The sequence below is a fragment of the Roseovarius albus genome, from assembly GCF_900172335.1.
Taxonomy (GTDB): domain Bacteria; phylum Pseudomonadota; class Alphaproteobacteria; order Rhodobacterales; family Rhodobacteraceae; genus Roseovarius; species Roseovarius albus.
The window spans coordinates 165,210-189,511 of record NZ_FWFX01000007.1 but is presented as its reverse complement, the minus strand read 5'-3'; the positions used below and the strand labels follow the sequence as shown (position 1 = coordinate 189,511).

Below are 24,302 nucleotides of genomic sequence, written 5' to 3'. Positions count from 1 at the left end.
GAGGTGGGACAATGTTTAAATCGGGGACACCGCTGACCAGTCTTGCGATCACGGCAGGAGGCCTTATTGGCTTCTTCGTTTTGATGATTGGGCTCGTTGGTGTGAACGCCGTGCTTCTGCAAACGCTGGACGGTCTATCCAAAGGGTCGGCTTATGCTATGATCGCCCTTGGACTGACGCTAATTTTCGGGACATTGGGTGTGGTGAACTTTGCGCATGGAGCGCTGTTCATGATCGGCGCGTTTTGCGCGGTGACGCTCAGCAAGTTCCTGACCTTATCAAAAGAAGTGGTCGATGAAAGCAAAACCGACTTTTTAGGCAATCCGCTGAAGGTAAATGTACCCTACGTTAATGACCTCTTTGGCGAAGCAACCGGGGCCACTATCATCGACTGGGCAGTTCCCTTGTCACTACTCTTCGCGATTCCAGTAATGATCCTGGTGGGTATCGTCATGGAGCGCGGGTTGATCAAGCATTTCTACAAGCGTCCGCACGCCGACCAGATCCTTGTGACCTTTGGCCTGGCAATTGTTCTGCAGGAAATCATCAAGTTCTACTACGGTGCCAACCCAATCCCGACCCCCGCCCCTTCAGCCTTTAGCGGATCTCTGGATTTCGGCGCTCTGATCGGTATGGATCCCAACTTGATCATCTACCCCTACTGGCGGATCATCTATTTTGTATTTGCCGCGCTGATCATCGGTGCCGTCTTTGCATTCTTGCAATTCACCACCTTTGGCATGGTTGTGCGCGCTGGCATGGCGGACCGCGAAACCGTACAGCTTCTAGGCATCAATATCGACCGCCGCTTTACCCTGATGTTTGGTCTTGCCGCCGCTGTCGCAGGGCTCGCCGGTGTGATGTACACCCCGATTAACTCCCCCAATTACCACATGGGCATGGACTTTCTTGTCCTCAGCTTTGTTGTGGTGGTTGTGGGCGGCATGGGCTCGTTGCCCGGTGCCGTGCTGGCCGGGTTTCTTTTAGGAATCTTGGAAAGTTTCGCCTCGATGCGCGAGATCCTCGATGTGCTGCCCGGCATCAACCAGATCATCATCTACCTTGTCGCGATCATCATCCTGCTGACACGTCCGCGCGGATTGATGGGCAAAAAAGGCGTGATGGAGGAATAAGATATGTTTGGACTGAACAAAAAAGACTTCAACCTGTTTCTCATCGTCATCGCGTTGACAATGCTTGCACCCTTCATTCTGAACCCCTTCCCCGCCGGGTCTGGAATGGCACAGTTTAACGCAGGTTATCCTGACTTGATGCAACGTTTTGTGATCTTTGGTATCTTTGCCATTGGTTTCAACATCCTCTTTGGCCTGACAGGCTATCTAAGCTTTGGCCATGCCGCATTTCTGGGAGTGGGTTCATATGGTGCCATCTGGATGATGAAGCTGGTCACGTTGAACGTCATTCCCGCCATCATCATGGGTGTGATCGTCTCCGGTGTCTTTGCTCTCGCCATCGGGTTTATCTCACTGCGCCGCTCGGGAATCTACTTCTCAATCCTGACCCTGGCCTTTGCGCAGATGTCATACGCCTTGGCCTATTCGGTTTTGACTCCGATCACCGGCGGTGAAACCGGTCTACAGATCAAACCAACTGACCGGCCGATCTTCTCCAATCTTGAGGAGGGTGAGATTGGTCGCGCAAACCTCTTTGGTTTGGACATGCGAAGCAGTTATGAGTTGGAGGTTGGCAACTGGGCCTTCACATTCAACACAGGCTACTACATCGCTGCGATTGTAATGATATTGGCCTTCTACCTGTCCATCCGCATTTTCCGCTCTCCGTTTGGGACCATGCTGCGGGCAGTGAAATCCAACCAGACGCGGATGAACTATACCGGTCTGAACGCCCGTCCGTATACACTGGCAGCTTTCGTCATCTCAGGCATGTATGCCGGTCTCGCCGGTGGCCTGCTGGTAGCGATGGATACCCAGGTGGGACCAGAGCGAATGTTTTGGACCGCATCAGGCGAAGTAGTTTTGATGACTATCCTCGGTGGCGCAAGCACATTGATTGGCCCAGTTTTGGGTGCGGGCCTAATCAAGTATATGGAAAACATCCTGTCGAAGATCAACAAGGACATCCTGCACCAATGGTTTGCCTTCCTGCCTGATGGAATCGAGGATTTCCTCGTCACCATCGTCTATCCGTTCATCGGCAAAGGTTGGCATCTGACGCTTGGCATCATCTTTATGGCTGTGGTCATCTTCCTGCCCGGCGGGTTGGTCGAAGGCGGCAAGCGTTTTATGGATTTCGTCAAGCGCAAGAAGTCCAAAACGCCACCGTCGGATGAATCCGCACAATCCACCCCTGCAGAATAAGGAGACGTCACCAATGGCCATTTTAGAAGTCAAAAACGTCAACAAACGCTTCGGCGGCCTGCAGGCCCTGGGCGATGTGAACCTCAGCGTCGAGGAAAACTCGGTACATGCCATCATCGGCCCCAATGGGGCAGGCAAATCCACCCTTCTAAACTGCTTGGTCGGCAAGCTGACCCCCGACACCGGATCGGTGATGTTTGACGGGCAATCAGTTTTGGGGCGCAAACCCTATGAAATCAACCAAATGGGCATCAGCCGCGTTTTTCAAACTCCTGAGATCTTTGGTGATCTGACCGTGATGGAAAACATGATGATACCAATTTTTGCCAAACGGGATGGCGCCTTTCGCATGCATGCGATTGAAAGCACGGCCAATGAAAAGGGCGTCATTGAGCAAGCAGAAAGCATGCTTGAAGACATGAGCATGATCGACAAGCAGCACATGCATGCAGCGGCCATGTCACGCGGCGATAAACGCCGACTTGAGATTGGCATGTGCCTCGCCCAAGAGCCACGCCTGTTACTACTGGATGAACCCACGGCCGGGATGGCACGGGCCGACACCAACAATACCATCGATTTGCTTAAACAGATCAGCGACGAGCGCAATATCACCATCGCAATCATCGAGCATGACATGCATGTTGTCTTCTCGCTTGCCCAGCGGATCACCGTTCTGGCGCAGGGCACCCCGCTGGTCGAGGACACGCCAGACAAAATCAAAGGCCACCCGAAAGTACGCGAAGCATATCTGGGCGAGTCTGCCTGAGTGAAGGAAGGATAAAACTATGAACGCTAAACCCGACTTTGCTAAAGGCCGAAATCGTGCTGAAACTTCTCCAGCCTTCCTCTCGGTCTGGGATCTGCAATCCTACTATGGCGAGAGCTACATCGTGCAGGGCATCTCATTCAACGTCCACGAGGGAGAAATACTCGCCCTTCTTGGACGTAACGGAGCAGGCAAAACCACTACGTTGCGCTCAATTGCCCGGATGGACAATCCTCAAGTAAATCACGGCGAGATTTGGCTGGACCACCAGAAGCTTCATGAAATGAGCAGCCACCAAGCGGCGGCTGCAGGCATTGGTCTTGTCCCCGAAGATCGGTGTATTATTCCCGGCCTGACGGTCGAAGAGAACCTTCAACTTGCTCAAATCGCTCCGCCAATTGGCTGGTCACTGGATCGTTTGTACACGCTTTTTCCGAGATTGGCTGAGCGCCGCAAACAGGAGGGTGTTACCTTATCGGGTGGCGAGCAACAGATGCTGGCCGTAGCACGGGCTTTGGCGCGTGACATCAAAGTCCTGCTGTTGGATGAACCCTACGAAGGCCTAGCACCGGTGATCGTGGATGAAATCGAAAAAACGCTACGGATCATCAAGGAACAGGGCATCACCACGATAATCGTCGAACAAAACGCCATCCGAGCGCTGGAATTGGCAGACCGTGCCGTCATTCTGGATACAGGTGGGATCGTCTTTGACGGTACCGCCGAAGAGGTCCTCGAAAACGAAGAACTGCGCGCCGAGTATCTGGCGATTTAAAACTGCGGTGCCGCCCCTTGCCCTAGCGGCAACGGGCAGGCAAAGATACCGCAAAACAAAATTAGACCAACAAAGGTATGATATGTCTGACACGACCTACGCCCCTTCGGCTACTTTCGCCGGGAACGCCCATATTGATGCTGCCAAGTACAAGGACATGTATAACGCCTCCGTCACGGACAACGAAGGTTTCTGGGCCGAGCATGGCAAGCGCATTGACTGGATCAAGCCCTTTACCAAGGTAAAGGACGTCAACTACGGCTTCGGCAATGTCTCGATTAATTGGTATTCTGATGGCACGTTGAACGTCGCCGCCAACTGCATTGACCGCCACATTGCCAGCCGCGCCAATCAAACCGCTATCATTTGGGAGCCGGATTCACCTGACGAGGCTTCGCAACACATCACCTATCAGGAATTGCACGACAAAACCTGTCAGATGTCGAACGTTCTGAAAGATCTAGGTGTTTCCAAAGGCGACCGCGTCATTCTCTATATGCCGATGATCCCAGAGGCGGCCTATGCCATGTTGGCCTGCGCCCGTTTGGGAGCAATCCATTCAGTTGTCTTTGGCGGCTTTTCTCCTGATGCCCTTGCCAATCGTGTCAACGACTGCGGCGCAAAAGTTGTGATCACAGCGGACGAAGCGCCACGTGGCGGTCGCGCGACCCCGCTCAAGGCCAATGCCGACAAGGCGATGACCACTTGTGGTGATGATGTTCAACTGCTTGTAGTGCGTCGCACCAATGGTGACGTTGCATGGAATGATGCGCGTGATCGCGACTGTACAGCGTTGATGGCGGCTGCCAGTACGGACTGTACCCCAGAAGAAGTAAACGCCGAAGATCCCCTGTTCATTCTCTACACCTCAGGATCCACTGGCAAACCCAAAGGGGTTGTACACACCTCAGGAGGTTACCTGGTTTATGCCTCGATGACGCATGAGTTGGTGTTCGACTACCATGATGGCGATGTTTACTGGTGTACTGCTGACGTGGGCTGGGTCACCGGTCACAGCTATATCGTCTATGGCCCACTGGCCAATGGTGGCACGACACTTATGTTCGAAGGTGTACCCACATACCCCGACGCCAGCCGGTTCTGGCAGGTGTGCGAAAAGCACAAGGTCAATCAGTTTTACACTGCTCCCACCGCCATTCGAGCGTTGATGGGGCAAGGGCCTGAATTTGTGGAAAACTGCGATCTTTCCAGCCTGAAACTGTTGGGCACTGTTGGCGAGCCGATCAACCCTGAAGCCTGGAACTGGTACAACGATGTGGTTGGCAAAGGGAATTGCCCGATTGTTGATACCTGGTGGCAGACCGAAACCGGCGGCCACCTGATGACCCCGCTGCCTGGTGCCACCGCGACCAAACCTGGATCGTGCACCACGCCGTTCTTTGGCATTCAGCCAGTCATTTTGGATGCTCAGAGCGGGCAAGAAATCCATGACACCGAAGCCGAGGGTGTTTTATGCATCAAAGATAGTTGGCCCGGCCAGATGAGGACGGTTTACGGAGATCATGAGCGGTTCGAACAGACTTATTTCTCTGATTACAAAGGCTATTACTTCACTGGCGACGGCTGCCGCCGCGATGCGGATGGCTATTACTGGATCACCGGTCGCGTCGATGACGTGATCAACGTCTCTGGCCACCGGATGGGCACAGCCGAGGTCGAAAGCGCCCTTGTCGCCCATGCCAAAGTGGCTGAAGCTGCCGTCGTGGGCTACCCGCACGATATCAAAGGACAAGGCATCTATGCCTACGTGACCCTGATGTCGGGTGAAGAGCCATCAGAAGAGCTGCGAAAAGAGCTGGAAACATGGGTGCGCTCGGAAATCGGCCCGATTGCCAAACCGGACCTTATCCAATGGGCGCCGGGCCTGCCCAAAACCCGCTCGGGTAAGATCATGCGCCGCATCCTGCGCAAGATCGCCGAAAATGATTATGGCAGCTTGGGTGACACATCAACGCTAGCGGAACCCGCTGTTGTGGACGACCTGATCGACAATCGAATGAACCGCTGACCCTCCTGTCTCTCTCGCTTTTTTTGAGAGGACAGACCCTTAGGGCCGATACGATTTCGTATCGGCCCTTTTTTCATGTTTTCATCACATTAAAGTTCCCCGCGGTTCAGAAGCGACATAGTGTCGCAAATAAGCGCGAAATCGTCGCGTGACACACGCACCATCATCGCAGCGGAAATTCAGGCCGCTTTAACCGATAGGTGCCCCATGACGTCAATTACACCACCCGTGGTCAATGCTCCTTCGCGCTCTGTTCAGGGCATCATCGCGATTGAACTGGGTATGATCGTTTTCGTGTTTCAGGACGCGATGATGAAATCCATGCTGGAAGTACACCCGGTTTGGTTTTTGATTTTCATGCGGGCATCAGTAGCTGTCTTTTTTCTGGTTCCGACAATTGCAATCCTTGGCAAACCGCATCGCCTTCTGACTCCTTTGTGGCCTCTGCATCTTTTACGCGCCTTCCTCTTTGCCTGCGGATTCAGCATGTTTTATGCCGCCTTCCCCTTCATGGGGTTGGCCGAGGTGACAACGATTTTCTTCTCAGCCCCGTTGTTCACGGCACTCATGGCCGTGGTGTTTCTGAAAGAATCTATCGGCCCGCACCGTATCGGTGCACTTATTGTGGGTTTCATCGGCATCGTGATCGCGATGAACCCATTTGGTGGTGAATTCAGCTGGATTGCAGTTTTACCTCTGACCTGCGCAGTGACTTATGCTGCTTCACAGGTTCTGGCGCGCAAAATTGGCGAACGGGAAAGCTCGCTTACGGTAGGTCTTTATACACTCGCCATGTCCGGCATCATGATCCTGCCAATGGGCTGGGGTGTTAATCAGATCTTTGCATTTGGCCCTGAATACAGCCACTTGCATTGGGGTTTTGGCATCACCGATGCCCATGATCTGCTGATGCTTGTCATCCTCGGACTGTTTGGGACCGTAGGTTGGATATTGCTATCTCGCGCCTATCAGATCGCCAATCCCAGTTTGGTGGCAACCTTCGACTATTCTTATCTGCCAATGGCAACGATCTTCGCTTATTTCGTTTGGGGCGAAGTCCCACCAACCGAGACATTCATCGGCATGGGGATCATCATCGCCAGCGGGCTTTACATTGGCATGCGCGAAATTCGAGCCGCAAGAGCGTCAAAAGAGCAGCTCTTTGTTGCGGAAACAGCCTATGCCCCCGGCAATCCGCTAACAGCCCAGAACGCGTATGATGAAGAACTGCTATGAGCACTGCAACGGCCAACCCTACCGAGGACCTTCGTGACCGGCGAGGCATCTTGTTTGTGTGTCTAGCCGGGGTTCTTTGGTCAACTGTTGGACTTGGCATTCGCCTGATCGAAGATGCTCAGGCTTGGCAAATCCTGTTTATTCGGTCGTTTGGCCTGTCTACCTTGCTATATGTGGTAATCCGCCTACGCAGCGGGCAAAGCCCTTTCAAACTGGCGTATCTTACCGGTTGGGCTGGGGTGATCGGGGCGCTGGCGCTCGTCTCGGCCTACTCTGGCGGCATCTATGCTATGCAAAAGACCTCTGTGGCGAACGCCATGCTGCTTTTTGCAAGTGCGCCATTTATGGCCGCAATATTGGGTCTTGTTATCCTGAAAGAGCGCGTCAAACCCCATACTTGGATTGCAATTGCCGTGGCTCTGGCAGGCATTGGCATCATGGTTTGGGACAAGGACGGCGGCACTGCGACGACCGGCAACATCGCCGCATTGCTTTCCGCTTTTGGTTTCGCCGTATTCACCATCGCCCTACGGTGGGGCAAAAGCGGAGAAATGCTGCCTGTCGTCTTCTTGTCCGGCCTCTTTGCCATCCTCATCATGGGCACAATTTGCCTGATACTTGAACTGCCCTTGATCATGTCGCCGCGTGACAGTGGCATCGCCCTAACCATGGGCGTGTTTCAGGTTGGTGCCGGGCTGGTGCTGTACACCCTCGGGTCAAAATCAGTGCCCGCAGCGGAGCTAACATTGCTGTCTTTGGCCGAGGTGATCCTCGGCCCGTTCTGGGTCTGGCTGTTTTTGGGTGAGACGATCTCCACCTACACCCTATTGGGGGGCGCAATCTTACTCTTGGCGATTGCAGGCAACACCGCTTTCAGCACCCGCCGTCGGCCTATCCCGCCTGCGATCTAAACAGATCGATTATCCGCGTCCGCGGTATGGCGGCACACCTTGATCCGGGATCCAAACACCTTCGGGCATAGCACCAGTTTGCCAGAACACATCAATCGGGATGCCACCACGTGGGTACCAATAGCCCCCAATGCGCAGCCATTGTGGCTCCAAGAATTCGGTTAAACGACGCGCGATACTGATGGTGCAATCTTCATGAAAAGCGCCGTGATTACGGAAGGATGTCAGGTAAAGTTTAAGTGACTTACTTTCTACCAGCCATTGCCCCGGCACGTAATCGATCACCAGATGAGCAAAATCTGGCTGGCCGGTCATTGGACAAAGTGAAGTAAACTCGGGCGCGGTAAAACGCACGTTGTACGAAACATCCGCCTGCGGGTTTTGCACCCGCTCCAGTTCGGCCTTTTCCGGGCTTTGCGGTTGGATCGTTGCGCCGCCCAGCTGTTTCAGATCTTTGTAGATATCGCTCATATCCGTTCCTTTTCAGACGCCGCGCTTATTACCCCACAACATGACATGCAGTTGCGGCAACACCCGCGCGCTATACCATTTTTTTTCAACAACCCGATCCACCAACCAGCGCATACGATCATCGATACCTTCGATGTCCACTTCAGCGTCATCATCCTCGGGCGGTGGTGGTGTGTGGTTCCCCGGCTGCAGATAAATCGGCAGGTCAGGAAATCGTTTGGCCACCTCCTGCGCGTAGCTAAAATCCACATCATCAAACACCACGATTTTCAAAACCGTCTGCGCAGCCCCCTGCACGACACATCTGGCCAGCATCTTCCAGTCGGTCTCCATCCCGCTGGAAGGCGGTTTGGGGCTGAGGACCAGCATATCCAACTTTGCAAACCAGTCTTTGACCACGCTGCCTTGGGTTTCCATACCAAAGGTATACCCTTGCGCCTGCCCCAGATTGATCAACTCGCCAAGCGGCTGAATGGCTGGATTCCCGCCTGACAGGGTGATCATCAATGGTTCACCCTCAGACAGATCGGCAACCGCCTCCAGCACCGATTGCGAGGTCATTGGCGCCCAAGTATGGCGATATTCTTGATCGACGGCATGCAGACTGTCGCACCATGAGCAGCGAAAATCACAGCCCCCCGTGCGCACAAACACCGTTGGCACACCAATGACGGCCCCTTCGCCTTGAATTGTAGGACCAAAGATTTCCGAAACTCGGATTTTTTCACTCACGGCCTGTATTCCGCCCAAGTTTTCGGGGTTTCGCACACGCGAACAGCGCTCACTTCAGACCACCGAGCTTTCGCCCAATCGAAGAAATGTTTGGCCAAACGCTCGGCCGTTACCATGTCGTTGCTGAGAACATCATTCAGATGCCGGTGATCGAAGTTGTCATCGATGTAGGCCTTCAGCGGCGCCAATTCTTGATAATCGCGCACAAAACCATTTTCATTCAACTCGTTCGCAGATAGCTCAATCATCACAATGTAATTATGGCCGTGCATCCGCCCACACTGATGGTCCTCAGGCAGCCCGATCAACTGGTGAGATGCTGAAAAGGCAAATTCCTTGGTAATCCGGTACATTACTGTGCCCCTTCTACAGCGGTCTGCCAGAAATCTGGATCGGCATATTCAGTTGGATCGGCAACTCCAGCCAAATGAAAAGCCTCTCGACGTTCGACACAGGTGCCACAGCGACCACAGTGGCGATCACCGCCTTTGTAACAGGACCATGTTGCCCCGAACGGCGTGTTGTGTTTGACCCCATCTTCGACAATCTGCGCCTTTGAGATGTTCACATAGGGCGCATAAAGCTGCACATCGGCGTAGCCATCAAGCGCCTCAGTCTGCATCGCCTGAAACGCATTAATGAAGCCCGGACGGCAGTCCGGATAGATGAAGTGATCGCCGCCATGCACCGCCACAGCGACCGCATCGGCCTGTTGCGCCGCCGCCATTCCAAAGCCAATCGCCAGCATGATCGCATTCCGATTGGGCACAACAGTGATTTTCATCGTCTCTTCGGCGTAATGCCCATCTGGCACGTCAATATCATCGGTCAGCGCCGACCCGCTGAGTGCCGCGCCAATGCTACGGATATCGACCACCTTATGCGGCACGCCCAAACGTTTGGCGCAATCAGCGGCAAACTCAACTTCTTTGGCGTGACGTTGACCATAATCAAACGACAGCAGACCGCAAAGCTCATGCTCTGCCGCCACCCTATGCGCCAATGATACAGAATCCAGCCCGCCTGAGCAGATCACAATCGTCTTCATGATGTCGTCCTTGTTTTTTTAGCGCGGGTAGGCTGCGACCGCGACGGGCCGCTCCTACACCGTTCCGGCGCACATGGCAACAGGTGGGGTTAATCCCAGCTGCAGTGAACATTCAGATCACTTGGTAGATATCAGCCAGACATTGCGCCAGCGGTTCCGAACCGCCAATCGGTCAAAGCCCTGCGTAGATCTCAGCGATACGTTTGACCGCTTCTTCCGGTGGCAGTTCTTCGCTTTCACCGGTGCGACGGCTGGTCAATTCGATCACGCCATTTTTCAAACCGCGTGGCCCAACAGTGATCCGCCATGGCAGGCCGATTAGGTCCATCGTGGCAAACTTTCCACCTGCCCGCTCGTTGCGGTCATCATAAAGCGGTTCCAGTCCCAACGCCGTCAAGGATTTATAGAGAGCATCACAAGCAGCGTCGGCTTCCTCATCGCCTTGTTTGAGGTTCACGATCCCACAGTGGAACGGCGTGACGCCCTCGGGCCAGATGATGCCTTTGTCATCGTGGCTCGCCTCAATGATTGCCCCAATCAAGCGCGACACACCAATGCCATGGCTACCCATGTGAACAGGTGTTTGCTTCCCGTCTGGCCCCTGAACAACCGCATTCATCGCCTCGGAATACTTAGTGCCAAAATAGAAGATCTGTCCGACTTCAATACCACGTGCGACGCAACGGCGCTCTTCGGGAATCTCATTGAACTTTGCTTCATCGTGAGTTTCGTCGGTGCGGGCGTATTTCGAGGTGAATTCTTCCAAGATCGACTGGCATTGCGCAACATTATCATAGTCAATGTCACGATCGCCAAAAGTCAGGTCTGTTACTGCACTGTCATAGAAGACCTCAGATTCGCCCGTATCAGCTAGCACAAGGAATTCATGCGTATAGTCGCCTCCAATCGGACCACCATCAGCACGCATAGGAATGGCCTGCAGCCCCATGCGCTCATAGGTGCGCAGATAGCTCACCAGATGGCGGTTGTAAGCGTGCAACGCGTCCTCTTTGGTCAAATCGAAGTTATACCCGTCTTTCATAAAGAACTCACGACCCCGCATTACGCCAAAGCGTGGGCGAACCTCATCGCGGAATTTCCACTGAATGTGATAGAGCGTCAGCGGCAAGTCTTTGTAACTACCGACATGGCTGCGGAAGATGTCCGTAATTAGCTCTTCGTTGGTCGGACCATAGAGCATGTCACGGTCATGACGATCTTTAATGCGCAGCATTTCCTGACCGTAGTCATCATAACGCCCAGACTCGCGCCAAAGGTCTGCCGACTGCAGGGTTGGCATCAGCATAGGTACGTGGCCGGCACGAACCTGTTCTTCGTGCACGATATTCTCAAGCTTGCGCAATACCTTGAAACCCAAAGGCAGCCAAGAATAAATCCCGGCGCTGGATTGCTTGATCATACCGGCACGCAGCATCAACCTATGGCTAGCGACCTGCGCCTCGGAGGGCGTTTCTTTCAGAACCGGCAGAAAATATCGGGACAGGCGCATGTCAAACCTCGGCAGAATTGGTATTTGGCCCCGTTTATGGTGTTGTAGGGCTTCAGACAAGCCATCATGTGCGTAAACTTCGAAACGCAATCAGGCGGCCATTTCTAAGGCATTGGAAGAAATTTTCATATAAAGAGGTTACTTGCATACCCGTCCGGCATGGGCGATGACTGAGTTATACATTTCAAAGAGACCACAATGGCACTATCAGCAAAAACACAACTAAAAGCCTGGGGCGTCACTGCAGCAGTATTTCTCCTTTTGATGTGGCTTCTTGGCGATGTCATGCTTCCATTCGTTCTTGGCGCCGGCATCGCTTATATGCTTGATCCCATCGCCGACCGTTTCGAGGCCATGGGATGCTCACGCTCTCTGTCAGTTGGCATCATTACCTTGCTTTCAATTGTTGTTTTTGTTGCCGCGATACTGATGTTTATTCCGGCACTGATTGAACAGGCGATTGCCCTGTTTCATGCAGCACCCGAAGCATTTCAACAGTTGCACACATTTATATCTGAACGCTTGCCGCAGCTTGATGATCGAAACTCTGCTCTGCGCGAAGTTCTTGATTCAATCGGCGCAACTTTGAAAGAAAAAGGGCCCGAATTCGTTGACGCCCTTCTTGGCTCCGCGGCCTCAATTGTGAATGTAATAATACTGTTGGTGATTGCCCCGGTCGTGGCAGTGTATCTATTGTATGATTGGGATCGGATGATCGCCAAGATCGACGATATGCTGCCCCGGGATCACGTTGCCATCATCCGTCAACTCGCCAAAGAGATTGATAGTACGCTGGCAAGTTTTGTCCGCGGCATGGGAACCGTTTGCCTGATATTGGGGACCTACTATTCCATTGCACTCGTGCTTGTTGGGCTACAGTTCGGACTCTTGGTCGGCGCAGTCGCTGGCTTGGTTACATTTATTCCCTATCTTGGTGCCTTGATCGGCGGATCACTGGCGATTGGACTGGCATTATTCCAGTTTTGGGGTGATTGGTTCATGGTCGCATTGGTGGCGGGAATTTTCATGATCGGTCAAATGATGGAAGGCAATTTCTTGACGCCAAAACTAGTGGGAAGCTCTGTGGGTTTGCACCCGGTATGGCTTATATTCGCCCTCTCAGTTTTTGGTGCCTTGTTTGGTTTTGTGGGCATGTTGATAGCCGTCCCGCTCGCCGCTGCCATAGGTGTCATCGCCCGATTTGCTATAGGCCAATATAAAACCAGTCTTCTTTACATCGGGCTGGATGGGCAAGGCTCCGACTAATGGCCGAACAACTCAGTTTTGATCTGCCAGTGCGACAGGCACTGGGGAGAGAGGACTTCTTTGTCGCCCCCTCCAACGCAACTGCGGTCGCGATGATCGAAGGTTGGTATGACTGGCCTGCACGGAAACTGTGTCTGGTGGGCGATCCCGGGTCCGGAAAGACGCACCTCACCCATGTTTGGGCCGCGCTTTCTGGTGCCAAAATTGTTCGGGCCAGGAGCCTTGTCAAAGAAAACATCCCCGTCCTGGCCAGCGGTTCCGTTGCCGTCGAAGACGTATGCAGCATCGCAGGCAACCTTGAAATCGAAGAGGCCTTGTTTCATCTGCACAATCTAACACTGGCCGAAGGGCATTCCGTGCTGTTCACCGCGCGAAAGGCTCCGTCTCGCTGGTCCTTGGCATTGCCGGATTTAGCCAGCCGAATGCAGGGCACGCCGACCATCACGCTGGGACCACCGGATGATACGCTATTGTCCGCTGTTTTGATGAAGCATCTGTCCGACCGGCAGTTGATGCCCAGCCCCGAAACTATTCCCTATTTGGCACGTCGTATTGACCGTTCATTTGACGCAGCCCGGCAGGTCATTGCCCAGCTGGATGCCTATGCTTTGCAAACCGGTCGCCCAATTACCCGCAATATGGCAGCGAAATTGCTGGATGAAGGCAATTAAGCTGTTAGTTTATAAAAACTGTCACATTCGCCCACTAGACGGAACGCATGTTAAACGCTGATTTTTTATCTTCCCCGCTACTTGAAGCAGTAGAGATTCCGGATTTCGACAAATCCGGCCCTGGTCGATTTCACAATCGTGAACTGAGCTGGCTCGGGTTCAATTGGCGTGTCTTGGAGGAAGCGCAGAACACGCGCGTGCCTCTGCTAGAGCGGTTGCGCTTTCTGTCGATTTCGGCGAACAATCTTGATGAGTTTTACAACGTCCGTGTGGCAGGTCTGCGCGAACTGGCCCGTGCCGGCAATACAACACCCGCGCACGACGGATTAACCCCGGTCGAACAGTTAGTGCTGATCAACGAGGACGCGCGCAAATTGCTCGAGGCACAGCAAACGACCTATGAAGCGCTGCGCAGCGAGATGGAAGATGAACATATTTCCATTCTCGACAAAGACAGCGTCGGAAAAAACGACAAAGCCTATCTGTCGGATGTATTTCTAAATCAGGTTTTCCCGGTTCTGTCCCCTCTGGCGATTGACCCAGCGCACCCATTCCCGTTTATTCCAAACTTGGGTTTTTCACTTGCCCTGCAGCTTGAGCGGTCGAGCGACAAAAGACCCTTGATGGCGCTGCTGCCGATCCCGCATCAGATTGACCGCTTTGTCACGCTGCCCTCCTCAAACGGCACGCACCGCGCCTTGCCACTGGAAGAACTTCTGCTGCTTCATCTCAGCAGCCTGTTCCCAGGATACAAATACAAATCGCACTGTACCTTCCGTGTCCTGCGCGACAGCGATCTTGAGGTTGAAGACGAAGCCGAAGATCTGGTGCGCGAATTTGAAGTTGCGCTCAAACGCCGCCGTCGCGGAGAGGTGGTACGTCTGAAGATTTCGACCGATGCGCCCACTGCCTTGCGCCAGACGATCATGCATGAACTGCACGTCTCTACTGACGAGGTGGTCGAGGTCAAAGGAATGATCGGCTTGGCCGATCTTGGAGAGTTGGTTCTGGACAACCGCCCGGATCTACTTTGGCCAAGTTTCGTGCCGCGCGTTCCTGAACGTGTACAAGACCATGACGGGGATATGTTTGCCGCCATACGGCAAAAAGATATGCTGCTACACCACCCCTATGAGACCTTCGACATGGTAGTCCGTTTTTTGGCGCAGGCCGCACGAGATCCTGATGTCGTGGCTATCAAACAAACACTTTACCGCACCTCGAAAAAATCTCCGATTGTTGAAGCGCTGTGCGAAGCAGCAGAAGACGGCAAATCTGTCACGGCGCTGGTTGAACTGAAAGCTCGATTTGATGAAGCCGCGAATATCCGGCAGTCTCGTCGATTGGAACGCGCCGGTGCGCATGTGGTGTATGGCTTCCTTGACCTGAAAACCCACGCCAAGATCTCAACCGTTGTGCGTCGCGAAGGTAATAGCTTGGTGACCTATACCCACTATGGCACGGGGAACTACCACCCGATTACAGCCAAGGTCTACACTGATCTTAGCTTCTTTACCTGTGATGCCTCGCTGGGCCGCGATGCCACCAAGGTGTTCAACTATCTGTCCGGCTATGCCCAACCTGAGAAACTGGACAACCTGTCGATCTCTCCGATTTCCCTCAAACCCAAACTACTTGAGATGATCGACAAAGAGATCGAACACGCCAAGGCCGGAAAACCTGCAGAGATCTGGGCCAAGATGAATTCCGTGATCGACCCGGACGTCATTGATGCACTTTACAAAGCCTCGAACGCAGGGGTGAAAATCAACCTCGTCATACGCGGCATTTGCGGCTTGAAGCCCGGAATCAAAGGTCTGAGTGAAAACATTCGCGTTAAATCCATTGTTGGTCGTTTTCTGGAACATTCCCGCATTGTCTGCTTTGGCAACGGTCACGGCCTGCCCTCGAAAAAAGCCCGAGTTTTCATCAGCTCCGCCGATTGGATGGGCCGTAATTTAAACCGCCGCGTGGAAACTTTGGTCGAGATCGAAAACGCCACGGTCAAAGCACAGATTGTGAGCCAGGTCATGGCAGCAAACCTTGCCGATGTGGCGCAAAGCTGGGTCATGGCACCCGATGGCAGCTTTACCCGCCCTGAACCGCCCAAGGGGAAGTTCGCGTTCAATTGCCACAGGTTCTTTATGGAGAACCCTTCTTTGTCTGGTCGCGGATCCGCCGGAGCCTCGGACGTGCCAAAACTGACGCATACCAAAGATTGACCGATCATCGCCTCTGGCGCATACACGAAATAAAAAGAACACGACCGGGGAACCACATGAACAAGACGGTGGCGTCTGCGCAAAATGACTGGGGGCCTTTCCGGCGTCCTCTCTTCAATGATCCCTCCGCACGGGCGCTTAGCCGTGTTGGTGTGGTTGATGTGGGCTCCAACTCTGTTCGGATGGTGGTGTTTGATGGGGCTGCACGCAGCCCGGCCTATTTCTTCAACGAAAAGATCATGTGCGCTCTGGGCTCTGGCATGGCGCAAACCGGGCGACTCAACCCAGAAGGTCGTGTTCGGGCTCTAGCCGCGCTCAAACGCTTTCGGATGTTGGGTGAGGCCATGGGCACCGGCCCGCTTAGTGCCGTGGCCACAGCTGCAGTGCGCGAAGCCGAGGATGGCCCGTCGTTCAGGGATGAGGTCGAACGCGAAACCGGTATCAAGCTTTGGGTGGTCGATGGTCAGGAAGAGGCGCGGCTATCGGCGCAGGGTGTCTTGCTCGGATGGCCCGGCGCATATGGCTTGGTGTGTGATATCGGCGGCTCCTCAATGGAACTGGCCGAGATCAACGGCGGTGAAGTTGGCAATCGCATCAGCTCAGACCTTGGCCCCCTGAAACTGAGAGAACTTCAAGGCGGCAAGAAGGCCCGCAAGGAACTGATCCGCGATACGCTATCTGACATGCACAAAGCGCTTGGCCCCCAGGAAGACCGGCTTTTCCTCGTTGGTGGTTCATGGCGTGCAATTGCCAAGATTGACATGGCGCGCCGGGGCTATCCTCTGCTGGTCTTGCACGAATATCGCATGACCCCCAAAGCGGTGCGCGATACGGCGGACTATATATCGCTGACCAATCTAGAATCCTTGAAAGCGCAGGCTGACGTGTCATCTGCCCGGATATCACTTGTTCCACATGCCGCCGAAGTGCTGCGTGAGATCGTAAAAATGTTCAAACCGCACGACATCGCAGTTTCGAGCTATGGCATTCGCGAAGGGCTTTTATATGAGCAAATGCCGCAACGCCTGCGCGACCGCGATCCACTGATTGAATCCTGTCACTTCGCAGAATCCAAGGATGCACGCCGCCCCGGTCAGGGCAAGGTAACCTATAATTTTATTGAGCCTTTATTTAGAAAAGCCTCGGCTGACCGTATTCGCCTGATTAAAGCAGCCTGCTTACTTCATGATGTCAGCTGGCGTTCGCATCCCGACTACCGCGCCGAGGATTGCTTTGAAAATGCCACACGCTCCAATCTAGGTGGTCTGAAACATTCTGAGCGGATTTTTTTGGGGCTTGCTCTTCACTATCGTTATTCCAACAGCAGTTCGGGCACTCGCTTTGAAAAACTGCTGCCTTTGGTCAGCCCCAAGGAAGCCTATGAAGCCAAAATCCTTGGTAAGGCCATGCGTCTGGCGGCGATGCTCTGGTTTGATACCGAAAGGCCCTCGGCAGAGCTTCAGTGGTTTCCAAAGAAACGTCTGATCGAATTAAAATTGTCTGAAGATATATCACCACTATTTGGCGAAGTCGCACAAGCCAGATTTGCCTCGTTGGCCGAAACGCTTGAGGCCTCAACAAAAGTCACCTTCTAAGCAGACTCGGCTCAAATTTCTATATCTTCTCCGCTTTTCTCTTCGGCCTTTTCTGCGGGGGTTTTGCGGCGGATAATGATATCACCATTGGGTAAAATCTCGGGTGCGTGATAGGCGCTGAAGTCTTCGATCTTCCCCAGCAGGTCCACTAGAGCGGGCCCCATCTCCTCTGTAAAGCTGCGCAGGGAAGGGCCAATTTCATCCGCCATCCCCTCAAGGTCTTTCAGGGCGGGCCCCATCTCACTCAGGAACTCCTCCAGCAGCATTTGCATGCCCTGCTCCATCAGGGATGGATCTTCATCCCCTTCTGCCTCCTGCGCAAACGTGGGAACGGCTAACGCGGCGATGATGGCAGTGGTAGGCAATATACGTTTCATGATATTAATATAGTCGAACACTGAGAAAAATTAAGGTCACACATCGACATCCAAAGTCACCGGGAAATGGTCTGAGGCCATGATCAGCGCTTCGCGCAGCTCAGGCACACGCCAGCACCCTGGATCGTCGAATGGATGCCAAATCCGCCAACGCGGGTTTTTATCTCTGAATTGCGGTGACACCATGATGTAATCCAAAAGCGCCTGCATATAGCGATCTTCATTGGAGATAAAAAATCTGGCAGACGAATACCGTGCGCCCAATCGGCGGTTCAGCGCCTGCTGGGCGTGTGGATCATAAAGCCGACGATCCAACTCTTCCCCCTGCCCCAAAATGATCTCGACTGAAGACCGCCCAAACAGGTTTTCAAACTCGTCCAGTCCCGGGCCGTCGTTAAGGTCGCCCAGTACGATCAGTGGCTCATCGTTTACAAAGAGTTGATCAATCCGTTGCCGCAGCCAGACTGCCTGAGCCTGTTGTTTGCGTCGATTGGCAATCGACATACGGATCGCCTCATCCCGCCCCCGAGCGCCATGCGGGGCCTTGCTTTTCAGATGTGCCCCGATCAAATGAAAGGATATGCCGCCCTTAGTCGTGATCTGCAGCTCCAATGGTGGCTTGGAAAACACAACCAGATCCTCGGATGCATCAATATCCAGATCGATCCGAAACACGCCATCAAACCTTGGAGCATCTGGTGAGCCTTTCTTGCCGGTTTCCTGCCCCTTCGGGTCGTGCGCGCAAGTCATCTGATCGGGATCGTACAATAGGGCAATTTCCTGCTGCGTGTCATTGGCAAAGCCCATGACAGCACGGCGCGCTCGGATCCCCATTTTTGCAGCGAACCCTTCAAGTGCGGTGATCGTACTTCGACGCCTATTCTGGTCCGGCGCTTCAACAATCAGGATCGCATCGGCGTCCAGAGCATTGAAAACAATGCCTAATGCTGCGATCTGATCACCTCGGGTCACATCGTAACGCGAAGACCATGCCCCGTCATCAAGTACAGCACCATCATCATTGAAAAGGGCGTTGAACCATTCCACATTATAGGTTGCAATCCGCATCAGTCAGGCCCCTTGATTGATCTCCTCCCACGCACGGTTGATATCCACCATACGTTTTTCGGCGAGTTGTACCGCCTCTTTCGGTACTCCACGCGCAACCATCTGGTCGGGGTGATTGTCGCGCACCAACTTGCGCCAGGCATTGCGAATGTCTTCTTTTGGCGTGTCTGGCGTGACCCCCAGAACCATGTAGGGGCAAGGTTCCGCATCCGGTACATAGCGGCTGCGCATGGCAGCAAAACTCGCCTGGGAAATGCCAAAGATCTCAGCCACTCGCTCCAGAAACAGATCCTCGTTGGGGTGATAGACTCCGTCGGCCACTGCGATATGGAACAACCCTTCCATCAAATCACACAGTGTACCGGTTTCATCTTTGAACATATTTTTGATGCGTTCTGCATATTCCTCAAACCCGGCCACATCTTGCCGTGCGAGGTTGAACACACGTGCCGCCCCTGCCTCATCATCACGGGCAATCTGAAACACCTCACGAAAGGCGGCCACTTCGTCGCGGGTCACCAACCCATCGGCTTTGGCCATCTTAGCCCCCAAGCCGATCACGGCGATGGCGAAAGCAACGCTGCGTTGCGGCGGTGTGCGCAGACGATCAAGGATGTCTGTCAGCGACTCACCATTGGCAAGGGCTGAAAGAGCTTCTGATATGCGAGTCCATAAAGACATAAGAATAACCTATAAGCTTTGATCGGGCTTGTCAGTGCGGCAATCCAGCATTTTTTGTAAAAGAATCAAATCCATCCAACGGCCAAATTTGCGACCAGCCTGGGCGACATGCCCGACCTTTTTGAACCCGATCGCCTGATGAAAGGCAATCGCATTCGGATTTTCTGCGCTAATTCCTGCCACCAACGTATGTACGTTTTTCCGGCAAGCTTCCTCTTCGATGGCCTGCATCAATGCACGGCCGGTCCCGCGCCCTTTAGCTGCGTCAGAGAGCATGATGCTGTGTTCCATTGTGTGAACATATCCCGGCCCCGTCCGAAAAGGGCCGTACGTGACAAAGCCCAGCACTTTGCCTTCGTCTTCGGCAACAAAAAACGGCAACTTAGCTTGTGCCTTGTCTTTCAACACAGTGGAAATGGTATCAGGCGTTTTCCAAGTTGTCGTAAAGGTGACCGATGTGTCGCGTATGTAAACATTCCATATCTTTGAAATTTCACCTGCATCACGAGGTTCTGCAGCACGTAATATCATCGCAAAATGCGCTCACCTGAAGGTGTTTCAAACTTATACTGCAAAGCCGCCTCTCCTTGTTCGAAAACCACTCGAGTATCCGCGAAATTTCCGTGTAATTCACCTGCGAGTTCTTCAGCATTTGGATGGCGGACAGTGATCTGTGTCAATCGGCAGCCCGAAGGCGGCAATCGCGTTGCCGGGTGCGGTGAGGATTGCCATTCAATAAAAGCCGGAAACATATTGTCATATGGCCAAATACCCGAACTCGGTACCGCCATCTGCCAACTCAGATCACCACGTGTCAGTGGCACTGCGAATCCTGCCTTTTCATAGGTTGCAATTGCAGACTGCAAAGACTTTGTTCGACAAATCCAAAAAGCCGGTCTTGGCCGCCCAGAAAATCGATCCAGATCAAACCAGCGCGGATAGCCTGGGACTGGCGCTTCGGGATCGATTGCAATGACCTCGAGATAGAGCCCATCTTCCAACCCCAAAAGCATATTGTGGGTGCCAAAATGAGCGTGCTGACCACCAGCTTGCAACGACACTCCCAGCGCCTCCTCAACCCATGCCTGCCCTTCATCAAGCGTTTCGCAAGCAATGGCAATATGATCTAATTCCAATAAGTTAACCATCTTAGTTGATGCGCCTCCGCATTATGCGATCATTTCAGAATCACCTTATATTACGAAAGTGCATCCTTAATTTGGGCAAAATCATTGCAGCTATGTCTCATGGAGCTGTTCTTTCCGCTTGAAACTACCGGCGGAATCTATCTGGCAGCTTCATCATTTTCGCAATTTTGCATGCCACTGGTCATATTTATTAATCAGCAATTGGATCCTGCTGTCATTAGTATCGTTGGCTCAACTCAACATAAGTGTCGCGTATAAGATGGCTATGGCCATTCTGGTGGGGTCAATCTTATTGACCATGACGTCAAAATCGAAGGTATCGGCCAAATTGGGTACTTTTTGTTATCGCGCTAAGGTTTCGCGCAGGGATAAACAGAGTAAATCCCCACTCGCAACGTCGAGTGCGGAGTCGCCTTGCTTACCCTAGCGGAATGCCTCGATTTTCGCCCATGCGAATTTACATTAGTTGTCGCAGGTAAGACCTGCCTCCCGAATGCCCTTTACACCATGTCATGGCTTGTTGGATCGCTCGTATTCGCTGATCATGTGCCAGAGAATCCTGCATTTCGAGTGCACATCGAATTATACTTCTCAAAAACATGTATGGCGGGGCAATAACCCCGCCATATTCAATTTATGACCGTGCGTCGCGAATAAGCTGCAGAATATCCTGTGCTGCTTTGGGTATATTGGTGCCAGGCCCGAAGATCGCTTTCACACCAGCATTTTTTAAGAAATCATAGTCTTGCTGTGGAATCACACCGCCACAGATAACGATGATATCCCCTGCGTCTTGCGCCTCCAGCGCCTCGATCAGCTTGGGGGCCAGTGTCTTGTGACCCGCCGCCTGGCTCGAGATCCCGATGACATGCACGTCATTGTCAATTGCGTCTTGCGCCGCCTCCTCAGGCGTCTGGAACAGCGGGCCGACGTCCACGTCAAAGCCGATGTCGGCAAAGGCGGTTGCAATCACCTTGGCCCCACGGTCATGACCATCCTGCCCCATTTTGACCACCAACATACGTGGGCGGCGGCCCTCTTCCTCGGCAAAGCTTTCGATGGATTTCTGGATTTCAGCAAATCCTTCGTCGCCTTCGTAAGCCGCACCATAGACGCCGGCCAAGGTTTTCACTTCGGCGCGGTGGCGGCCGAATTCTTCTTCCATCGCCATGCTGATCTCTCCTACAGATGCACGCGCCCGGGCGGCTTCAATCGCAGCCTCAAGCAGGTTGCCGCCATCACGGGTGCGGCGGGTCAGTTCCTTCAGGGCTGCGTCACAAGCCGCAGCATCGCGGGTGGCCCGGATGTTTTCCAGCCGCGCAACCTGTGCTTCGCGAACGGCTACGTTGTCGACATCAAGAATGTCGATCATGTCCTCTTTGTCTTTGCGATACTTGTTCACACCAACAATGACCTCGTCACCCCGGTCAATCATCGCCTGACGACGCGCAGCAGATTCTTCGATCCGCAGTTTGGGCATTCCGCTGGCAACCGCCTTGGTCATGCCACCCATTTCTTCGACTTCCTGCATGAGTTCCCAGGCTTTGTCGATTAACTCACCCGTCAGGCTTTCAACGTAGTAAGAGCCAGCCAGCGGATCGACCACGTTGGTCACACCGGTTTCCTCTTGCAGGACCAGCTGTGTGTTCCGCGCGATACGAGCCGAGAAGTCCGTTGGCAGAGCTATCGCCTCGTCCAGAGCATTGGTGTGCAGGGATTGCGTGCCCCCCAAAACCGCGCTCATCGCCTCGTAGGCGGTACGGATCACGTTGTTATACGGATCTTGTTCCTGCAGCGACACACCAGACGTCTGGCAGTGCGTGCGCAGCATCTTGGAACGCTCGTTCTTAGCGCCAAACTCTGTCATTACGCGATGCCACAACGTCCGTGCAGCTCGTAGCTTTGAGATTTCCATGAAGAAGTTCATGCCAATCGCAAAGAAGAAGCTTAGGCGCCCGGCGAATTTATCTACGTCCATGCCCGCCTCGATCGCAGCGCGGACATATTCACGCCCGTCCGCCAGTGTATAGGCCAGCTCTTGCACCAGGTTCGCACCCGCCTCTTGCATGTGGTAGCCCGAAATCGAGATCGAGTTGAACTTGGGCATCTCATTGGCCGTGAATTCGATAATGTCGCTGACGACCTTCATCGATGGCTCTGGTGGATAAATATAGGTGTTGCGCACCATGAACTCTTTCAGAATATCGTTCTGAATGGTCCCGCTCAGCAGGCTGCGATCATGTCCTTGTTCTTCGCCTGCGACGATAAAGCTAGCAAGTACCGGGATCACCGCGCCATTCATGGTCATCGACACAGACACCTTGTCGAGCGGAATACCGTCGAACAGGATTTTCATGTCCTCAACGCTGTCAATAGCCACGCCAGCCTTGCCTACGTCCCCTACCACACGTGGATGGTCGCTGTCATAGCCACGGTGTGTTGCCAGATCAAAGGCGACCGAAACCCCTTGCTGACCCGCAGCAAGATTGCGCCGATAGAAGGCGTTGGATTCTTCTGCAGTCGAGAATCCCGCATACTGGCGGATGGTCCAAGGACGCCCCGCATACATCGTGGCCTTCACACCGCGCGTGAAAGGTGCCTGCCCGGGGATTGTCCCTATGTGATCCAGATCAGCCGTATCCTCCGCCGTATAAAGCGGCTGAACATCGATGCCTTCAAGTGTGTTCCACGTCAGATCATCTACCGGCCTGCCACGCAGCTCCCCTTCGGCAATCTTGCGCCATTCGTCTTTCTTGGAAGTCATCAGATCGTCCTCTTTCATCTCACATGGCGCGCGCACGCGGCCCTAAATCTAGTATTCGTTGATGTTTCAGCAGCCATCGCGCTGTCAGCCGTGAGGCCGTGCAAAGCCTTCGCTATCTCTATGAATTTTCTGAGGTTTGTATGGCCTTCTGCCATAGCATTTCGTATCCATAAGACTATATCTGTGGCGACAGGAGCCGTAATGGTAAAATTTTTCGCAACTTTCGTTCTGGCAGTTTCTGCTTCCACTGCCTTTGCACAGGAGGCTTCAGAAAGCACAGATATTCCCGTACCCGCGATCATCGTCGAGGGGGAAACTGCGGACCTAGCCGAATACTCCTGGGATAAACGCCCACTTGTGGTTTTTGCCGATAGCGACAATGACCCACGGTTCGAGCAGCAGATGGCATACATCACCGACGGGCTCGATGAGCTTGCCGAGCGTGATGTCATCGTCCTGACCGACACCACGCCCAAACCGCTCAGCAGCCTACGCAAGGAATTGCGCCCGCGTGGCTTCATGCTGGTCCTGATGGGCAAGGACGGGAGCATATATTTGCGTAAACCAGTGCCGTGGGACATCCGCGAGATTACCCGTGCTATCGACAAGATGCCATTGCGCCAGCAGGAGATCCGCGACCGGCGCGAAGGTCGATAGGTATCGTGCCCCCAAGACCCACCCGAAATGACC

At 53.5% G+C, this 24,302-nt stretch carries 23 protein-coding genes; 12 read left to right on the top strand and 11 right to left on the bottom strand.

Features of this window, described 5'->3' with window-relative positions; all coding sequences use genetic code 11:
• The first annotated feature begins 101 nt into the window (after window positions 1-101).
• The 7 genes from ROA7450_RS12735 to ROA7450_RS12705 all read left to right on the top strand — a co-directional run bounded on the left by ROA7450_RS12735 (window position 102) and on the right by ROA7450_RS12705 (window position 8,059).
• Window positions 102-1,133, top strand: a complete 1,032-nt coding sequence (locus ROA7450_RS12735; RefSeq protein WP_085806251.1) for a branched-chain amino acid ABC transporter permease — start codon at window positions 102-104, stop codon at window positions 1,131-1,133.
• 3 nt (window positions 1,134-1,136) lie between these two features.
• Window positions 1,137-2,339, top strand: a complete 1,203-nt coding sequence (locus ROA7450_RS12730; protein ID WP_085806218.1) for a branched-chain amino acid ABC transporter permease — start codon at window positions 1,137-1,139, stop codon at window positions 2,337-2,339.
• Window positions 2,340-2,352: 13 nt separating this feature from the next.
• A complete protein-coding gene (locus ROA7450_RS12725) occupies window positions 2,353-3,108 on the top strand; it encodes an ABC transporter ATP-binding protein (protein ID WP_085806217.1) in 756 nt (251 codons plus the stop codon).
• 19 nt (window positions 3,109-3,127) lie between these two features.
• Window positions 3,128-3,883, top strand: a complete 756-nt coding sequence (locus ROA7450_RS12720; protein ID WP_085806216.1) for an ABC transporter ATP-binding protein — start codon at window positions 3,128-3,130, stop codon at window positions 3,881-3,883.
• Window positions 3,884-3,965: 82 nt separating this feature from the next.
• The gene (gene acs / locus ROA7450_RS12715; protein ID WP_085806215.1) at window positions 3,966-5,912 is read left to right on the top strand and encodes an acetate--CoA ligase; all 1,947 of its coding nucleotides are present in this window, start codon (window positions 3,966-3,968) and stop codon (window positions 5,910-5,912) included.
• A gap of 207 nt (window positions 5,913-6,119) precedes the next feature.
• Window positions 6,120-7,148, top strand: a complete 1,029-nt coding sequence (locus ROA7450_RS12710) for a DMT family transporter (protein ID WP_085806214.1) — start codon at window positions 6,120-6,122, stop codon at window positions 7,146-7,148.
• Window positions 7,145-8,059, top strand: coding sequence for a DMT family transporter (locus ROA7450_RS12705; RefSeq protein WP_085806213.1), 915 nt, complete (start codon window positions 7,145-7,147; stop codon window positions 8,057-8,059). The genes ROA7450_RS12710 and ROA7450_RS12705 overlap by 4 nt, the downstream gene beginning before the upstream one ends.
• Window positions 8,060-8,068: 9 nt before the next feature.
• Here the strand turns inward: ROA7450_RS12705 and queF are convergent, their stop codons facing one another.
• The 5 genes from queF to proS form a co-directional block, all read right to left on the bottom strand.
• On the bottom strand, window positions 8,069-8,530 hold the full coding sequence (gene queF / locus ROA7450_RS12700) for a preQ(1) synthase (protein ID WP_085806212.1): 462 nt from the start codon (window positions 8,528-8,530) through the stop codon (window positions 8,069-8,071).
• Window positions 8,531-8,542: 12 nt separating this feature from the next.
• A complete protein-coding gene (gene queE / locus ROA7450_RS12695) occupies window positions 8,543-9,262 on the bottom strand; it encodes a 7-carboxy-7-deazaguanine synthase QueE (RefSeq protein WP_085806211.1) in 720 nt (239 codons plus the stop codon).
• A complete protein-coding gene (gene queD, locus ROA7450_RS12690) occupies window positions 9,259-9,615 on the bottom strand; it encodes a 6-carboxytetrahydropterin synthase QueD (RefSeq protein ID WP_085806210.1) in 357 nt (118 codons plus the stop codon). The genes queE and queD overlap by 4 nt, the downstream gene beginning before the upstream one ends.
• Window positions 9,615-10,310: a 7-cyano-7-deazaguanine synthase QueC gene (queC, locus tag ROA7450_RS12685; RefSeq protein WP_085806209.1), complete on the bottom strand. Its 696-nt coding sequence runs from the start codon at window positions 10,308-10,310 to the stop codon at window positions 9,615-9,617. The genes queD and queC overlap by 1 nt, the downstream gene beginning before the upstream one ends.
• A gap of 172 nt (window positions 10,311-10,482) precedes the next feature.
• Window positions 10,483-11,820: a proline--tRNA ligase gene (gene proS / locus ROA7450_RS12680; RefSeq protein WP_085806208.1), complete on the bottom strand. Its 1,338-nt coding sequence runs from the start codon at window positions 11,818-11,820 to the stop codon at window positions 10,483-10,485.
• 198 nt (window positions 11,821-12,018) lie between these two features.
• Between proS and ROA7450_RS12675 the strand changes: the two genes are divergently transcribed.
• Genes ROA7450_RS12675 through ROA7450_RS12660 form a run of 4 tightly spaced genes read left to right on the top strand, consistent with a single transcriptional unit; the run spans window position 12,019 to window position 17,574 of the window.
• Window positions 12,019-13,086, top strand: coding sequence for an AI-2E family transporter (locus ROA7450_RS12675; RefSeq protein WP_085806207.1), 1,068 nt, complete (start codon window positions 12,019-12,021; stop codon window positions 13,084-13,086).
• Window positions 13,086-13,757, top strand: a complete 672-nt coding sequence (locus ROA7450_RS12670; protein ID WP_085806206.1) for a P-loop NTPase family protein — start codon at window positions 13,086-13,088, stop codon at window positions 13,755-13,757. The genes ROA7450_RS12675 and ROA7450_RS12670 overlap by 1 nt, the downstream gene beginning before the upstream one ends.
• A 47-nt stretch (window positions 13,758-13,804) precedes the next feature.
• Complete coding sequence (locus ROA7450_RS12665) at window positions 13,805-15,979, top strand: RNA degradosome polyphosphate kinase (protein WP_085806205.1); 2,175 nt, start codon at window positions 13,805-13,807, stop codon at window positions 15,977-15,979.
• Window positions 15,980-16,035: 56 nt separating this feature from the next.
• Complete coding sequence (locus ROA7450_RS12660) at window positions 16,036-17,574, top strand: Ppx/GppA family phosphatase (RefSeq protein WP_085806204.1); 1,539 nt, start codon at window positions 16,036-16,038, stop codon at window positions 17,572-17,574.
• 11 nt (window positions 17,575-17,585) lie between these two features.
• Here ROA7450_RS12660 and ROA7450_RS12655 read toward each other — a convergent pair whose 3' ends face one another.
• From ROA7450_RS12655 to scpA, 6 genes are all read right to left on the bottom strand, one after another.
• Entirely contained in the window at window positions 17,586-17,951 is a 366-nt protein-coding gene (locus ROA7450_RS12655; RefSeq protein WP_085806203.1) for a hypothetical protein, read from the bottom strand.
• Window positions 17,952-17,987: 36 nt separating this feature from the next.
• The gene (locus ROA7450_RS12650) at window positions 17,988-19,019 is read right to left on the bottom strand and encodes an endonuclease/exonuclease/phosphatase family protein (protein WP_085806202.1); all 1,032 of its coding nucleotides are present in this window, start codon (window positions 19,017-19,019) and stop codon (window positions 17,988-17,990) included.
• A gap of 3 nt (window positions 19,020-19,022) precedes the next feature.
• The gene (locus tag ROA7450_RS12645) at window positions 19,023-19,700 is read right to left on the bottom strand and encodes a molecular chaperone DjiA (RefSeq protein WP_085806201.1); all 678 of its coding nucleotides are present in this window, start codon (window positions 19,698-19,700) and stop codon (window positions 19,023-19,025) included.
• 9 nt (window positions 19,701-19,709) lie between these two features.
• Complete coding sequence (locus ROA7450_RS12640) at window positions 19,710-20,231, bottom strand: GNAT family N-acetyltransferase (protein WP_085806200.1); 522 nt, start codon at window positions 20,229-20,231, stop codon at window positions 19,710-19,712.
• A complete protein-coding gene (locus ROA7450_RS12635) occupies window positions 20,228-20,848 on the bottom strand; it encodes a VOC family protein (protein WP_085806199.1) in 621 nt (206 codons plus the stop codon). The genes ROA7450_RS12640 and ROA7450_RS12635 overlap by 4 nt, the downstream gene beginning before the upstream one ends.
• A 634-nt stretch (window positions 20,849-21,482) precedes the next feature.
• On the bottom strand, window positions 21,483-23,612 hold the full coding sequence (scpA, locus tag ROA7450_RS12630) for a methylmalonyl-CoA mutase (protein ID WP_085806250.1): 2,130 nt from the start codon (window positions 23,610-23,612) through the stop codon (window positions 21,483-21,485).
• 201 nt (window positions 23,613-23,813) lie between these two features.
• Between scpA and ROA7450_RS12625 the strand changes: the two genes are divergently transcribed.
• On the top strand, window positions 23,814-24,269 hold the full coding sequence (locus ROA7450_RS12625; protein ID WP_085806198.1) for a DUF4174 domain-containing protein: 456 nt from the start codon (window positions 23,814-23,816) through the stop codon (window positions 24,267-24,269).
• Window positions 24,270-24,302: the final 33 nt, after the last annotated feature.

Excerpts from the sequence above, each read along its gene's own strand:
- ROA7450_RS12675 (WP_085806207.1), top strand. The coding sequence starts at position 12,019 with ATGGCACTATCAGCAAAAACACAACTAAAAGCCTGGGGCGTCACTGCA.
- ROA7450_RS12705 (WP_085806213.1), top strand. The coding sequence starts at position 7,145 with ATGAGCACTGCAACGGCCAACCCTACCGAGGACCTTCGTGACCGGCGA.
- ROA7450_RS12625 (WP_085806198.1), top strand. The coding sequence starts at position 23,814 with ATGGTAAAATTTTTCGCAACTTTCGTTCTGGCAGTTTCTGCTTCCACT.
- queC (WP_085806209.1), bottom strand. The coding sequence starts at position 10,310 with ATGAAGACGATTGTGATCTGCTCAGGCGGGCTGGATTCTGTATCATTG.
- ROA7450_RS12640 (WP_085806200.1), bottom strand. The coding sequence starts at position 20,231 with ATGATATTACGTGCTGCAGAACCTCGTGATGCAGGTGAAATTTCAAAG.
- ROA7450_RS12720 (WP_085806216.1), top strand. The coding sequence starts at position 3,128 with ATGAACGCTAAACCCGACTTTGCTAAAGGCCGAAATCGTGCTGAAACT.
- ROA7450_RS12650 (WP_085806202.1), bottom strand. The coding sequence starts at position 19,019 with ATGCGGATTGCAACCTATAATGTGGAATGGTTCAACGCCCTTTTCAAT.
- acs (WP_085806215.1), top strand. The coding sequence starts at position 3,966 with ATGTCTGACACGACCTACGCCCCTTCGGCTACTTTCGCCGGGAACGCC.
- ROA7450_RS12645 (WP_085806201.1), bottom strand. The coding sequence starts at position 19,700 with ATGTCTTTATGGACTCGCATATCAGAAGCTCTTTCAGCCCTTGCCAAT.
- ROA7450_RS12730 (WP_085806218.1), top strand. The coding sequence starts at position 1,137 with ATGTTTGGACTGAACAAAAAAGACTTCAACCTGTTTCTCATCGTCATC.
- ROA7450_RS12660 (WP_085806204.1), top strand. The coding sequence starts at position 16,036 with ATGAACAAGACGGTGGCGTCTGCGCAAAATGACTGGGGGCCTTTCCGG.
- scpA (WP_085806250.1), bottom strand. The coding sequence starts at position 23,612 with ATGACTTCCAAGAAAGACGAATGGCGCAAGATTGCCGAAGGGGAGCTG.
- ROA7450_RS12710 (WP_085806214.1), top strand. The coding sequence starts at position 6,120 with ATGACGTCAATTACACCACCCGTGGTCAATGCTCCTTCGCGCTCTGTT.
- ROA7450_RS12665 (WP_085806205.1), top strand. The coding sequence starts at position 13,805 with ATGTTAAACGCTGATTTTTTATCTTCCCCGCTACTTGAAGCAGTAGAG.
- queD (WP_085806210.1), bottom strand. The coding sequence starts at position 9,615 with ATGTACCGGATTACCAAGGAATTTGCCTTTTCAGCATCTCACCAGTTG.
- ROA7450_RS12655 (WP_085806203.1), bottom strand. The coding sequence starts at position 17,951 with ATGAAACGTATATTGCCTACCACTGCCATCATCGCCGCGTTAGCCGTT.
- ROA7450_RS12635 (WP_085806199.1), bottom strand. The coding sequence starts at position 20,848 with ATGGTTAACTTATTGGAATTAGATCATATTGCCATTGCTTGCGAAACG.
- ROA7450_RS12725 (WP_085806217.1), top strand. The coding sequence starts at position 2,353 with ATGGCCATTTTAGAAGTCAAAAACGTCAACAAACGCTTCGGCGGCCTG.
- queF (WP_085806212.1), bottom strand. The coding sequence starts at position 8,530 with ATGAGCGATATCTACAAAGATCTGAAACAGCTGGGCGGCGCAACGATC.
- proS (WP_085806208.1), bottom strand. The coding sequence starts at position 11,820 with ATGCGCCTGTCCCGATATTTTCTGCCGGTTCTGAAAGAAACGCCCTCC.
- ROA7450_RS12670 (WP_085806206.1), top strand. The coding sequence starts at position 13,086 with ATGGCCGAACAACTCAGTTTTGATCTGCCAGTGCGACAGGCACTGGGG.